The organism is Rhizobium sp. 268, from assembly GCF_036571585.1.
Taxonomy (GTDB): Bacteria; Pseudomonadota; Alphaproteobacteria; order Rhizobiales; family Rhizobiaceae; genus Rhizobium; species Rhizobium redzepovicii.
On record NZ_JAPPSO010000009.1, the window covers coordinates 70,618 to 84,830 of the forward strand.

A 14,213-nucleotide genomic window follows, 5' to 3' on the forward strand; every position below is an offset into this window, starting at 1 on the left:
TCCGGCCTCTCACTCCGCGGCGGCGGCAAGACAGCGATCGATGATCCTGCCGATTTCGCCGCGGCACGAGCCGCAATTGGTTCCGGCACTCGTTTCCTTGCCGACCGCCTCGACGCTGTGGCATCCGCCGCGCACGGCGGCGGCGATCTGGTTGACCCCGACGCTGAAGCAGGAGCAGACGGTGGCTCCCGGATCCGGCCTGCCGGCGCCGGGACGGCCTGCCACGAGTGCAAAACGTTTCCTCAGATCATCATGTGCGGCGGAGAGCTGCGAGATCGCCCAGTTGCGCGCCACGGCGACCGGCTCGCGAGCAAGGAACAATGCGGCGAGCAGCGTCTCGCCATCGAAGAAGGCGAGCCGGAGGTCGCCGGTTTGCCGGTCGGCATAACCCAGCGGTTCGATCTCATCAGGAATGGCGAAAACCGCCCGGCACCAGGCCGTCCAGTCTTCGACGGTCCGGTCGAAGGCAAGCTCCAGCCGCCAGCCGCCCTCGGCTTTCGCCAGCGCCCAATAGGCCGCGTCAGGTGTTACGGGTTTTGTCGCCGAGACGGCGAAACCGTAATGGCTGGCGGGGAAGGGCCGGACGGCGACAGCGACGTTCTTCGACGCCGGCTGGCCGGAAAAGGGATCGGTGATCGGCGCGACCACGGCGTCGATCCGCGCTTTTGCCGCGAACTGGTCGTTCCAGTGCATCGGCGCGAAAATGCCGCCGCGGGCCTGGCGATCGGTCACCAGCGCCCGGACGATCGCCTTGCCGTGGGGGCTGTCGATCTCGACGAGGCCGGCGCTCGATATGCCGGTCTCGATCGCGTCGCGCGGATGGATCTCGGCAAAGGGTTCGGCGATATGGGCGGACAGCCGGGCGCTCTTTCCGGTTCGCGTCATCGTGTGCCACTGGTCGCGGATGCGCCCGGTATTCAGCGTGAAGGGGAAGTCGGCATTGGTGCGATCCGTTGCCGGCGGTTCCACCGCGACGAAGCGCGCCTTGCCGTCGGCATGGTAGAAACCGCCATCGGCGAAGAAGCGGGTGATGCCGGGTTCTGTCCCTGCCGCCTGCGGCCACTGGAAGGGCGACAGCTCCTCGTAAGCGTTGCCCGAGATACCGGCGCGGGCGCCGATGTCGAAGTCGCGGCTGCCGTTGTTTTCGAAGGCGGACAGGGCGGCGTGTTCGGCGAAAATCTCGGCCGGTGCGTCGAAATCGAAGGCGGCGGCAAATCCCATGCGGCGTCCGACTTCCGCAAGCTGCCACCAGTCGGCCTTGGCATCACCGGGCATGTCGAGAAACGGCCGCTGTCTGGAAATGCGCCGTTCGGAATTGGTGACGGTGCCGTCCTTCTCGCCCCAGCCGAGCGAGGGCAGAAGCACCTGCGCGTGCCGGGCCGTATCCGTCTCTCTCAGAATGTCGGAGACGACGACGAAGGGACAGGCGGCGATCGCGCTTTCGACGCTATCGGCGTCCGGCATCGAGACAACAGGATTGGTGGCCATGATCCAGAGCGCCTTGATGCGCCCGTCGGCCACCGCGCGGAACATGTCGACCGCCTTCAGGCCGGGCTTGGCGGCGATTACTGGCGATTCCCAAAAACGCTGAACGCGGTCGCGGTCTTCAGGATTTTCGATCGCCATATGGGCGGCAAGCATGTTGGCGAGACCGCCGACTTCGCGCCCCCCCATAGCGTTCGGCTGGCCGGTCAGCGAGAAGGGGCCCATGCCGGGGCGGCCGACGCGGCCGGTCGCCAGATGGCAGTTGAGGATGGCATTGACCTTGTCGGTGCCGGACGAGGATTGGTTGACGCCCTGGCTGTAGCAGGTCACAACCTTCGACGTCGTTTCGAAAAGGCGGAAGAATTCCCGGATCTGCATGGCCGGCAGGCCGGTTCGTTCCAGCAGATCGTTGATATCGAGTGCTGCGGCTGAAGCAAAGGCGCTGGCGAAGCCTTCCGTATGGGAGGCGATATAATTCTGGTCAATCGCAGGGCTTGTCGCGAGGTGGGCAAGCAGTCCCATGAACAGCGCGACATCGCCGTCCGGACGGATGGCCAGATGCAGGTCGGCGATATCGCACGTCATCGTCCGGCGCGGATCGATGACGACGATGCGCATGTTGGGCCGCGCCGCTTTTGCGGCGGCCAGCCGCTGGTAGATGACGGGATGACACCAGGCGAGGTTGGAGCCGGTGAGCACCACCAGATCCGCAAGTTCGATATCTTCATAGGTCCCAGGCACGGTATCGGCGCCGAAGGCGCGGCGATGCCCGGCCACGGATGAGGACATGCAGAGCCTGGAATTGGTGTCGATATTGGCCGAGCCGATGAAACCCTTCATCAGCTTGTTGGCGAGGTAGTAATCTTCGGTCAGCAACTGGCCGGAGACATAGAAGGCGACGGAATCGGGCCCGTATTCGGCGATCGTATCGGAAAAACGCCGGGCAACCAGATCGAGCGCCTCGTCCCAGCCGCTGCGCGCGCCTGCGATTTCGGGGTAAAGCAGCCGGCCGTCGAGATCGATGGTTTCGGCAAGCGCCGAACCCTTCGAGCACAGCCGGCCGAAATTCGACGGATGCTCGGGATCTCCTTTGACGGTGACGGCGCCGGCCTCGTCGACCGTGGCGATGACGCCGCAGCCGACGCCGCAATAGGGGCAGGTGGTCTTGACCTCAGCCGCCATTATTCAGCCGCCATCAACAGGCTTTCCAGCGCGATGAACAGGGCGCCGTCCTCATTGCGGACCGGTAGGGTCCGCACCTCGCCCTGGTCGGCGCCGAGCGCCTTGCCAGTTTCCAGAGAGATCACCCAATTGTGCAGCGGGCAGGTGACCGCCTTGGCATGCACGATGCCCTGGGAGAGCGGGCCGCCCTTGTGCGGGCAGTGATCCTCGATGGCGAAGACCTCGTTTTCGGCCGTGCGGAAGACGGCGATCTTGCCCTGCGGCGTCTTCACGCAGCGCGCGCCGCGCAGGGGAATATCGGAGATGTCACCGATTGCGATCCAGTTCATGTCCATCTCCTTATTCGGCTGCCTGCGGATAGCCGATCGTCGCCATCGGCTTGAATTCGTGCTTGTCCTTGCCGGAAACACGCTCCGACCAGGGATCGACCTGGGCAAATTTCTGGGAGAAGACAAAGCGGTCGTAATAGGCCTTGCGCTTTTCGGCATCGTCCATGATCTGGCGGCGGATTTCATCCAGGCCGATGCGTTTGGCCCATTTGTAGATGCGCTCGAGATAGCGGGCCTGCTCGCGGTACATCTGCGTCAGCGCCACGATATGCTCCAGCGCCTCGTCCTCGGTCTTCACCAGGCCGAGCACCTCGGTGCCCTTGATGTCGAGACCGGCTGCGCCAGCGAAATGGATCTCGAAACCGGAATCCACGCAGATCACGCCGATATCCTTGCAGGTTGCTTCGGCGCAATTGCGCGGGCAGCCGGACACGGCCATTTTCAGCTTGGCCGGCGTCCACGAGCCCCACATGAATTTCTCGATGCGGATGCCGAGACCGGTGGAGTCCTGGGTGCCGAAGCGACACCAGTCCGAACCGACGCAGGTCTTCACTGTACGCAGGCCCTTGGCATAGGCTTGGCCGGAGACGAAGCCGGCCTTGCCGAGATCGGCCCAGACGGCGGGCAGATCTTCCTTCTCGATGCCGAGCAGATCGATGCGCTGGCCGCCCGTGACCTTGACCATCGGAATCTCGAACTTGTCGACGACATCGGCGATGGCGCGCAGCTCGTTCGCATTGGTGACGCCGCCCCACATGCGGGGAACGACGGAATAGGTGCCGTCCTTCTGGATGTTGGCGTGGACGCGCTCGTTGATGAAGCGCGACTGGTAGTCGTCGGCATATTCGTCCGGCCAATCGCAGACGAGGTAATAATTGAGCGCCGGCCGACACTTGGCGCAGCCGCAGGAGGTCTTCCATTCCAGTTCCTGCATGACGGCAGGAATGCTCTTCAGGCCTTTCGCCTTGATCAGGCGGCGAACATCGTCATGGCCGAGTTCGGTGCAGGTGCACATCGGCTGCACGGCGGCCGGATTGTAGCCGTCGCCAAGCGTCAGCGCCATCAGTTGTTCGACGAGGCCGGTGCAGGAGCCGCAAGAGGCGGATGCCTTGGTATGAGCACGCACGTCGTCGAGCGACGTCAGCCCTTTGCTGGTGATCGTCGAGGTAATCTTGCCCTTGCATACGCCGTTGCAGCCACAAATCTCCGCGTCATCCGGCAAGGCTGCAACGGCCGCCATAGGGTCCAGCGGCGACCCTCCCTGATAGGCCTGACCGAAGATCAGCGTCTCGCGCATCTCCGAAATATCGGTCGCCTTCTTCTTCAGATCGTTGAACCAGGCGCCGTCGGCGGTCTCGCCGTAAAGCACGGTGCCGATAATCTTGTTGTCCTTCAGCACCAGGCGCTTGTAGACGCCGGCGCTGGCATCGCGCAGCACGATCTCCTCGCGGTCGTCACCATCGGCGAAATCACCGAGCGAATAGAGTTCGATGCCGGTGACCTTCAGCTTGGTCGGCGTGTCCGCATGCACGAAAGCCGGCGAATGGTCGTCCGAGAGATGTGCTGCGGCAATGCGGGCCATCTCGTAAAGCGGGGCGACGAGGCCGTAGACCATGCCGCCCACCTCGGCGCATTCGCCGAGCGCAAAGATATCGCCATCCGAAGTCTGCATGCCGGCATCGACGACGATGCCGCGATTGACCGCAAGGCCGGCGTCCTTCGCCAGGCCGACACTCGGACGAATGCCGACGGCCATGACGACGAGGGTTGCCGGGATGATGCGGCCGTCGTCGAGTTCGATGCCTTCGACCTTGCCATTGCCGATGATCGCCTTGGTATTGGCCTTGCAGATGACCTTGATGCCGCGTTCCTCGACCGCCTTCTGTAACAGATAGCCGGCGGCGGGATCGAGCTGGCGCTCCATCAGCGTCGGCATGACGTGCAGGACGGTGACGTCCATGCCGCGCTGGGCGAGGCCAGCTGCCGCTTCGAGGCCCAAAAGACCGCCGCCGATGACGACCGCCTTTTCGCGCGACTGGGCGGCAAGCAGCATGGCCTGCACGTCGTCGAGATCGCGATAGGTAATGACGCCGGGCAGATCCTTGCCGGGAACCGGGATGATGAAGGGCACGGAGCCGGTGGCGATCACCAGCTTGTCGTAGCTTTCGGTTACGCCGTGGTCAGAGGTGACCGTCTTGGCATCGCGGTCGATGTTGACGATCTTGTGGCCCTTGTAGAGCATGATGCCGTGCTTGATGTACCAGCCGTCACCGTGAATGATGATCTGCTCGTAGTCCTTTTCTCCCGAGAGAACCGGCGACAGCATGATGCGGTCGTAATTGACGCGCGGCTCGGCATTGAAGATCGTAACTTCATAGCGTCCGGGCGCCCGTTCGAGGAGGTGCTCCAGCATGCGCCCGGGCGCCATGCCATTGCCGATGATGACGAGTTTTTCTGTCATGTTTCCTAGTCCTTAGATCAGGTTGCAGCCACGGGCGCCGAGGCCCCCTGGCGCGACAATTGCTTGACGGACAGGTGCATCCAGACGAGCGAGATCGCGACGATTGCGAAGAGCAGCAGGAAGCAGCTGGACCAAAGGCCGGTCATGTCCTTGAGGAGGCCGAAGGCGATCGGAAGGATGAAGCCGCCGAGACCGCCCATCATCCCGACGATGCCGCCGACGGCGCCGACGCTTTCAGGGTAATAGGCCGGAATGTGCTTGTAGACGGCGGCCTTGCCGAGGCTCATGAAGAAGCCGAGCACGAAGATGACGACGATGAAGATAACAGGCGTGATGGTCGTAGCCGGCAGCGACAGGATGAGAGTGGCTACGGCCGAGACGGCCAACATCGCATACATCACGCTGCGCGCCCCCTTCTTGTCCGACAGCACGCCGCCGAAAGCGCGGAAGATGCTGCCCGGGATGGAGTAGGCGGCCGCAATCATGCCGGCAGTTTCCAGGTTGAAGCCGTAGACGCCGACCAGATAGCGCGGCAGCCACAAGGACAGGGCTACGAAGCCCCCGAAGGCGAAGAAATAGTAGAGCGAGAAACGCCAGACCTGGACGTTCTGCAGCGGCGCGAATTCCTGAGCGAGGCTCTTGGAGGCGACGCCGCGCTCGCGGCGAAGACGAAAGGCCGGATCATCTGACGTGGTGAACCAGAAGACGATGGCCATCAGCGCCAGACAGACGGCCCAGATCTCGGCAACCGCCTGCCAGCCCCAAGCGAGCAGCACGAAGGGAGCAGCGAATTTGGTCACAGCCGCGCCGACATTGCCGGCGCCGAAGATGCCGAGCGCCGTGCCCTGCTTTTCCGCCGGGAAGAAAGGCGAGACATAGGCAACGCCGACCGCGAAGGAGCCGCCGGCAAGCCCGACGCCGAGGCCGGCGATCAGCATCTGCGTATAAGTCTGGGCGTAGGAGAGCAGGAAGGTCGCCACTGCGGCGGCAAGCATGGTGAGGGTGTAAACGAGACGGCCGCCGTAACGCCCCGTCCAGATGCCGAGGACGATGCGCACAAGCGAACCGGTCAGAACAGGGGTGCCGATCAGCAATCCGAACTCCGCCTCGTTCAAGCCGAGGTCCTGTTTGATGCGGATGCCGATGATCGCAAAGATCGTCCAGACGGCGAAACAGAGCGTGAAGGCGACCGTGGAAATCCACAATGCTTTGGCTGGTTCGCCGGCGGACATGGGCTGCGCTTTCTCGATGACAGACATGGCTTCTCCGTGGCGCGACAAGGTCGTGCCGATCCATTGCTGGGGGGGTTAAAAACAAAAAGCCGCTGGTCAGGCTGCGCATGCACGAGGCGCGCGAAATATCCTGATCAGCGGCTTTGCTGGTGGCGCCCGCCGTTGGACGCCGAATTCATGGTCTTCTCGGAGCGACTATTGCGCCCTCATACTGCGCTGATCGCCATTGATCTGTGCACCAGTATCCTTGCAAACTGCGTGCCAGTTTAGTGTTGTTTCTTTAAGTGACTGAATAGAAATGGAATTTCTAAAAACTGGTCGTCTGTACGTTTTTGCGGCTGCCAAAAAACGTGCAAATCTTTTGTGCGTTGCGGTGATGGTGGGCATCGAACATTGCTGGCGTTTTGTGCAGGTCGGCATGGATCAGGTCTCATCGCTGTGGGGGGCGAAGGGCAGGGCGCTTTTGACGGCAAAGCTCGCAACATAGTCCGGCAGTTCCGCCGGATCGAAGACGTGGCCGTCCATGAAGCAATCGCCTTCATCATTGCCCTCGATGCGGATGTCGGCGTCATCAGGTGCATTGGCGTCGCCGAGCGCTCTGCGATAGAGATCGGGACGGTAGGCGGAGGCGGCGGCCCGCGCCTCGTTGAGGCTGGTCTCGGCCTGTCCCCAGCGGATCATCTGGCTGTAGATCCACAGCGCATGGCTTGGTCTCGGGTAATTGGCGAAGCCGGAATGAAACTGGAAATAATCGGCGATAATGCGCCGGTTGCCCTTCGCATCGAGGTTGAATTCGCCGGCGAGAACTCGGCGAATGATGCCGACAGGGGCGGCGATATAGCGCGGATCGGCGAGGACCGCCGCCAACGCGTCGTGATTGTCCGGCATGTCGCACCAACGGGCTGCCGCGTCGAGCGCCACGATTAGCCGGGAAACGGTCTCCGGATGGCTCTCCGCCCAATCCGGCCGCATGCCGATCACCTTCTCCGGGGCCGAGGGCCAGATGTCCTGTTTGGCGGCGACGATGCGGCCGACACCGCGCTCCGAGGCGACCATGTTCCACGGCGCGCCGACGCAGAAGCCATCTATCGCGCCGGCTGCCAGTGCGTCCGAGGTGAGCGGCGGCGGCACGACGACGAGCTTGACGTCCCTGTCGGGATCGATGCCGCCGGCCGCTAGCCAGTAGCGAAATTCGTAATTGTGGGAGGAGAAGGGATAGGTAACCCCGAACGTCGGCAGCGGCGCGCCGCGCGCCTTTATCGCCGCGATCGTTTGGGCCAGGGCATGGGCGTTATCCAGCGCGCTTGCCATCTCCGGCAATCGGGCGTCATCCCGCATCCTGTCGAAGAGCCGCGTCGACAGCGTGATCGCATTGCCACCGCGCCCAAGGGAAAACGGTGTGATCGTCGGCGAGGGATTGGAGCCGAGACCGAGCATGGAGGCGACCGGCATCGGCGACAGCATATGGGCGATGTCGAACTGGCGGAATGCTAGGCGGTCGCGCACATTCGCCCAGGAGACATCCTTGACGAGATCGAGCGTCAAGCCTTCCTTCTGCGCGAAGCCGAATTCCGCCGCCGCTATCAGTACCGATGCATCGACGAGCGGAATATAACCGGCCCGTAGCACCTTCGGCCCTTCACTGTTGACATGCGCGGGCGAGGGCAGCCCTCCGCTGGAACTGGCGGTGTTCGTCATCATATCCACTCCGGTTTCCTCCGGAAATTGAGGAGGCCCGCGATCACATCAAAAGTCCCGCGGCGGTGACAACGCTCTGGGCGATTTCCGACATCTTCTTCTTTTCGTTCATCGCCGTCTGGCGCAACAGGGCGAAGGCCTCTTCCTCGGACAGTCCGCGCATTTTCATCAAGATGCCCTTGGCGCGCTCGATAAGCTTGCGTTCCTCCAGCGCCGAGCGGGCATCGGCAAGCTCCCGCCGCAGCCGGCTAAAGGCATTAAAGCGGCTGACGGCCATGTCGAGAATAGGTTTGACGCGTTCCTTCTTCAATCCGTCGACGATATAGGCCGAGACGCCGGCATCGACCGCAGCCTCGATGGAGGCCGTGTCGGAGCGATCGACGAACATGGCGATCGGACGGCTGACTGTACGAGTCAGCTGGAACAGATGCTCCATCATATCGCGGTTCGGGTTTTCGATATCGATGATGATCACATCGGGCATCAGCGTTTCGATCGTTCGCGCGATGCCGTTGACCTCATGCACGACGGTGACGCGCGCATGCCCTGCCTCGCGCAGCCCTTCTTCAATGATGGAGGCGCGGATGGCATTTTCGTCGATCACCAGAATCGTCAGATCGAGATGCTTCATGATTATATTTATGACGCAGCGCAGCAATTTTGGCAAGGTTTGCGCCTCATAAATGTGCAGAAGCTATCGTGCTTAAAAATTGATCATACTGCCGCACTTTCAGGCGTCTACAGCGCGAGACCGATATCGATAGCGAACTTTTCTAGCCCATTGACGCTTGAGGAAGCGCTCCGTTTGGGCGAAAAGGCGTGGCGCTTTCGACCTCGATCTTTTCGAGTGTCGGCAGCGCCTGATCCTCGGGGCAGAAGGCAGGTTTTATTGGCCACCAGTGAATTTCATCCGATCCAACGGGCAGGGGATGACGGGCTTGCGGCGCGGGCACTGCGGGTAATTGAGGCCGTTCTCGGCGTTGCCGCAGCGCTCGTTCTCGCCGTGCTGCTCGTCATGGTGCTAGTCACTGTCTGCCTGCGCTATTTCTTCGGTACCGGCTTCATCGGCACCGAGGATTTCGGCATCTGGCTGAATGTGGCGCTGGTCGCGCTCGGCGCGCCGCTCAGCCTCAATAGCGCCCTTGCCATGCGTCTCGACGTTTTCGTCAGGATGCTGCCGGAAGGCCTGCAGAAGCTGACGCGGATCGGCGCCGATGTCTTCACCGTGCTTTCGGCGCTGATCCTCGCTTTCGGCGGCCGCGAGATCATGACGATGCTTGGCGGCGTCTCGCCGACGCTCGGCCTGCCGGAATGGATCCGCTTCAGCTTCCTCGGTGCCGGCGGCGCGCTGATCCTCATCGTGCTGCTTCTGCAGCGCATCGCCGACCGCCGGGTCCTGCCGGTTGCTCTTTCGCTGGCCCTCGGCATCGCGCTCTATGCTGGCATCCCGCATATCTTGCTCGATCTCGACTGGCCGCCGAGCATCTTCCTCGGATTGATCGCGGCGATCGGCCTGGTACTTGCCGCACCGCTGCCGCACGCCTTTCTCGCCGCAGCCTATGCCGCCATCGCCTTCGGCAGCAGCCTGCCCGAGCCGGCGATCGTTTCTGCGACCGTCACCGGTATCTCGAAATTCCTGCTGCTCGCCATTCCTTTCTTCCTGCTCGCCGGCGGCCTGCTGACGGCATCAGGCGTCGCCAATCAGCTCGTGCGCTTTGCCGCCGCCATGGTCGGTCATCGCCGGGCCGGACTGGCGCAGACGACGCTTCTGACCAGCGTTCTCTTTTCCGGCGCTTCCGGTTCCTCGGTCGCAAATGCCGCCTTCGGCGCATCGACCTTCCAACCGGAATTGGTCAAGCACGGTTATCACCCGGCGCAGGCTGCGGCGATCATCGCCTCGACATCGGTTCTCGACAACATCATCCCGCCGTCGATTGCCTTTCTCATCCTCGCCTCGGCGACCAATCTTTCCGTCGGTGCACTGCTGGTCGGCGGCTTTTTCGCCGGCGGGCTGATGGCCATATGCCTGGCGGTCGCCATCCATCTGACCGTGCGTGAGCAGGTGCCCTTGCCGCGCGCAACCGCGAGGCAGCGCTGGCAATCGGCGGTCCAGGCGATCCCGGCCTTCGGGCTGGGTGTCATTGTCGTCGTCGGCATCCGCATCGGCATCGTCACGACGACGGAAGCGGCAGCGCTCGCCGCTTTCTATACGGTGCTGCTCGGCATCGGCGCCCGTCTCGGTATCCTCTCGCTCTATGCCATCTTCCGCCAGGCGGCGGTCGAAGCGGCGGCGATCGGTCTGCTGATCGGCACGGCCGGCCCTTTCGCCTTCCTGCTGGCGGTCGACGACGTGTCTTCGCTGATCGCCTATCTGACGACGGCGCTCGGCGGCAGCGCGCTGGCCGTCATCCTTTTGTCGAACGTCATTCTGCTCGCCGTCGGTCTCGTTCTCGACATCGGGGCCGCGATCCTGCTCTTCGGTCCGATCCTGCTGCCGGCAGCGATCGCCGCCGGCATCGATCCCATCCAGTTCGGCGTCATCATCGTCGTCAACCTGATGATCCACGGGCTGACGCCGCCGCTCGGCATGCTGATCTTCGTCGTCAGCGGCGTCACCCGCATTCCCGCCTCGGAACTCTTCCGGGCGGTGGTTCCCTATCTGCTCGCTCTCCTGGTCTCGCTCGCAATCCTCTGCGGCTGGGCCATCATTGTCTAACGAACAGGACAATCCATGGACAATCTCAACCGACGCAATCTCCTGAAGTTCGCAGCGCTCGCCGGAACGGCGCTCGCAGCGCCCGCTTTCGTCCGCACGGCCGCCGCCCGCACGACGACGATCACGATCGCCTCGCTGCTCGGCGACGACAAGCCGGAAACCAAGATCTGGGTGAAAATCGGCGAGCTGGTCGAAGCCAGGCTTCCAGGCCAGTTCAAGTTCAATATCGTCAGGAACGGTGCGCTCGGCGGCGAGAAGGAAGTGGCCGAGGGCGTGCGCCTCGGTTCGATCCAGGCGAGCCTCTCGACGGCCTCGTCGCTTTCCGGCTGGGCACCGGAGCTGCAGATCCTCGATCTGCCCTTCCTCTTTCGCGATGCCGACCATGTCCGCAGGACCGTCGGCGGCGATGTCGGCGCCGATCTCAAACAGAAGCTGCAGGCGCAGAATTTCGTCGTCGGCGATTTCATCAATTACGGCGCGCGCCATCTCCTGACCAAGGAACCGGTGACCCGGCCCGAGCAGCTCAAAGGCAAGCGCATCCGTGTGATCCAGAGCCCGCTGCACACCAAGCTCTGGAGCGCATTCGGCACCACGCCGATCGGCATTCCGATCACCGAGACCTATAATGCGCTCGCAACCGGCGTCGCCGACGCGATGGACCTGACCAAATCGGCCTACTCAGGTTTCAAGCTCTATGAGGTCGTGCCCGATATGACCGAGACCGGCCATATCTGGGCATCAGGCGTCATCTATTATTCCTCTGCCTTCTGGGCCGGCCTCAACGGCGATCAGAAGGCGGTATTCGAGCAGGCCTCCAGCGAAGGGGCCGCTTACTTCAACCAACTGATCGTCGACGACGAGGCGAAGTCCGTCGAGACGGCGCTTGGCCATGGCGGAAAGCTGTTGAAGCCGGAAGCCTTGGAGGAATGGCAGAAGGGCGCGCAGGGTGTCTGGGCCGATTTCGCGCCTGTCGTCGGTGGCATCGACAGGATCAAAACCGTTCAGGCGGCCTGAAGCGGGGGAAGGGCGGACCGCTGACGGTCCTATAGGGGCGACTGAAAAATCGGCCTTATCATCGCTCGGATGTATCGGAAAAATAATGCCGCCGCAGGCCTGAAATCGAAAGAGCATGCCTTCGGCGATCGTGGTATATGACTTACTTAAAATCCTGGAATGGGAAGTTCTTAACCTTCGGCCGGTGCGATCCTGTTGACCGCAATCTCGCGACCGCTTCCGGCGGACGGATCCCATGGCCTCGATTTGAAACAAACAACATTAAACACAAGGCTTTGGAGGGCCGACCATGAGCTTACGCATCAACGATATTGCCCCCGATTTTACCGCCGACACCACCCAGGGACCGATCAGCTTCCATGAGTGGATCGGCAATGGCTGGGCCGTGCTGTTCTCGCATCCGAAGAATTTCACGCCGGTCTGCACGACCGAGCTCGGCGCGATGGCCGGCCTGGCGGGCGATTTTTCCAAGCGTGGCGCCAAGATCATCGGCATCTCCGTCGATCCCGTGGAAAGCCATGCCAAGTGGAAGAACGACATCAAGACCGCCACCGGCTTCGATGTCGAATATCCGCTGATCGGCGACAAGGATCTCAAGGTCGCCAAGCTCTACGATATGCTGCCGGCCGGCGCCGGCGAGAGCTCGGAAGGCCGCACGCCCGCCGACAACGCCACGGTGCGTTCGGTTTTCATCATTGGTCCCGATAAGAAGATCAAGCTGATCCTCACCTATCCGATGACGACGGGCCGGAATTTCAACGAGATCCTGCGTGCCATCGATTCCATCCAGCTGACGGCCAAGCACCAGGTGGCGACACCGGCGAACTGGAACCAGGGCGAAGACGTCATCATCACCGCCGCGGTTTCCAATGAAGACGCGATCACGCGTTTCGGCTCCTTCGATACGGTTCTGCCCTATCTCCGGAAGACCAAGCAGCCGACGGCCTGACCGCTGCTTTCAAGCCGTTCTGGAAGCCGCCGCGGCCATTGCCCCCGGCGGCTTTTTCATGCGCCATTGCCGAAATGGGGAAGCGTCGCGCCGTGAACGATGCTATCTATGATCAGCGTCGCGATGGTAGTCGAACCTGCTGAGATCCGATGAGAGGGCGAAAGCGTCAGTCCGGCATGGGGAAGAGAGCGGCGAAGGCCCTGCTTTCGCTCTGCTTTCTGTTTACCGTCATAGACACGCCAAAGGCCCAGCCGGAAGTAAGCGCTGCCGAGCCGGCCTGTCTCTATTCCGGGCCTTCTGCGTCGGGATCGGATGAGACGCTCTGCATCCGCAAGGACAGTTTCAATCGCGATCTCTGCGCCGCGATCGAGCATTTCGCCGAGGCCAATCAGTTGCCGCCGGAATATTTCGCCCGCCTCATCTGGCGCGAAAGCACCTTTCGCCCCGACGCGGTCAGTTTCAAAGGCGCGCAGGGTATTGCCCAGTTCATGCCCGGAACGGCGAAACTGCGCGGTCTTGAAGACAGCTATCAGGTGCTGGAGGCGCTCCGGAAATCGGCGCAGTATCTCGACGAATTGCGCAATCGTTTCGGCAATCTCGGCCTTGCCGCCGCCGCCTATAATGCCGGCGAAAACGGTCTTGCTTCTTACCTGGCGTCAGGAAGATTGCCTTACGAGACGCGCAGCTACGTGATGGCGATCACCGCCCATACGGTGGAGGAGTGGAAGGAAAAGCCACCGGAAACTGCGGCAGCCCCGCTCGATAAGGACAAGCCCTTTTTCGACGGCTGCGTGGCGCTTGCCGAACGCCGGACGTTGAAGGACACGCCGTGGCGTCAGGAGGGCGACTGGGCGCCCTGGGGTGTCCAGCTTGCCGCGAACGCGGATGTCGCGGTGGCCCGGCGCATGTTTCTCGATGCGGTGCAGGATCTGCCTGCGCCGCTCAATGCGGAACAGCCGCTGATCCTGCGCCAGCGCGATCGCAGCTTCGGCTTTCGCCCGCGTTATGCCGCCCGCATCGGCCGGCAGACGCGCCTGGAAGCCAACAGCCTCTGCAACCAGATCCGCACTCACGGCGGCACCTGCCTTGTTTTCAAGAATCGATAACGGGGCCGCTTTCCCATTCGCGGCGAAAACTCCGCTTGCAG

General features: G+C 62.5%; 10 protein-coding genes. 4 read left to right on the forward strand and 6 right to left on the reverse strand.

All coding sequences use genetic code 11. The features are described 5' to 3' along the window. Positions 1 to 9: 9 nt before the first annotated feature. From OS035_RS18545 to OS035_RS18570, 6 genes are all read right to left on the reverse strand, one after another. Positions 10 to 2,667: a nitrate reductase gene (locus OS035_RS18545; RefSeq protein ID WP_097625254.1), complete on the reverse strand. Its 2,658-nt coding sequence runs from the start codon at positions 2,665 to 2,667 to the stop codon at positions 10 to 12. Beyond that, positions 2,667 to 3,002 (reverse strand): nitrite reductase small subunit NirD, encoded by a 336-nt coding sequence (gene nirD, locus OS035_RS18550; protein ID WP_097625255.1) that lies wholly within the window; start codon positions 3,000 to 3,002, stop codon positions 2,667 to 2,669. Before nirD ends, OS035_RS18545 begins: the two co-directional genes overlap by 1 nt. Before the next feature lie 4 nt (positions 3,003 to 3,006). Then, positions 3,007 to 5,457, reverse strand: a complete 2,451-nt coding sequence (gene nirB, locus OS035_RS18555) for a nitrite reductase large subunit NirB (RefSeq protein WP_097625256.1) — start codon at positions 5,455 to 5,457, stop codon at positions 3,007 to 3,009. 17 nt (positions 5,458 to 5,474) lie between these two features. Continuing rightward, positions 5,475 to 6,716, reverse strand: coding sequence for an MFS transporter (locus OS035_RS18560; RefSeq protein ID WP_097625257.1), 1,242 nt, complete (start codon positions 6,714 to 6,716; stop codon positions 5,475 to 5,477). 396 nt (positions 6,717 to 7,112) lie between these two features. Continuing rightward, on the reverse strand, positions 7,113 to 8,396 hold the full coding sequence (locus tag OS035_RS18565) for a CmpA/NrtA family ABC transporter substrate-binding protein (RefSeq protein ID WP_183777754.1): 1,284 nt from the start codon (positions 8,394 to 8,396) through the stop codon (positions 7,113 to 7,115). Positions 8,397 to 8,430: 34 nt separating this feature from the next. Beyond that, positions 8,431 to 9,018, reverse strand: coding sequence for an ANTAR domain-containing response regulator (locus OS035_RS18570; protein WP_037073146.1), 588 nt, complete (start codon positions 9,016 to 9,018; stop codon positions 8,431 to 8,433). Between the two features lie 258 nt (positions 9,019 to 9,276). On the opposite strand from OS035_RS18570, the gene OS035_RS18575 reads away from it, so the two are divergent. The 4 genes from OS035_RS18575 to OS035_RS18590 all read left to right on the forward strand — a co-directional run bounded on the left by OS035_RS18575 (position 9,277) and on the right by OS035_RS18590 (position 14,172). Beyond that, entirely contained in the window at positions 9,277 to 11,103 is a 1,827-nt protein-coding gene (locus tag OS035_RS18575; RefSeq protein WP_183777753.1) for a TRAP transporter large permease, read from the forward strand. 15 nt (positions 11,104 to 11,118) lie between these two features. Continuing rightward, positions 11,119 to 12,117 (forward strand): TRAP transporter substrate-binding protein, encoded by a 999-nt coding sequence (locus OS035_RS18580; protein WP_097625260.1) that lies wholly within the window; start codon positions 11,119 to 11,121, stop codon positions 12,115 to 12,117. Between the two features lie 289 nt (positions 12,118 to 12,406). After that, positions 12,407 to 13,066, forward strand: a complete 660-nt coding sequence (locus OS035_RS18585; protein ID WP_049734242.1) for a peroxiredoxin — start codon at positions 12,407 to 12,409, stop codon at positions 13,064 to 13,066. A 149-nt stretch (positions 13,067 to 13,215) separates the two neighbouring features. Next, on the forward strand, positions 13,216 to 14,172 hold the full coding sequence (locus tag OS035_RS18590) for a lytic transglycosylase domain-containing protein (RefSeq protein WP_097625261.1): 957 nt from the start codon (positions 13,216 to 13,218) through the stop codon (positions 14,170 to 14,172). Positions 14,173 to 14,213: the final 41 nt, after the last annotated feature.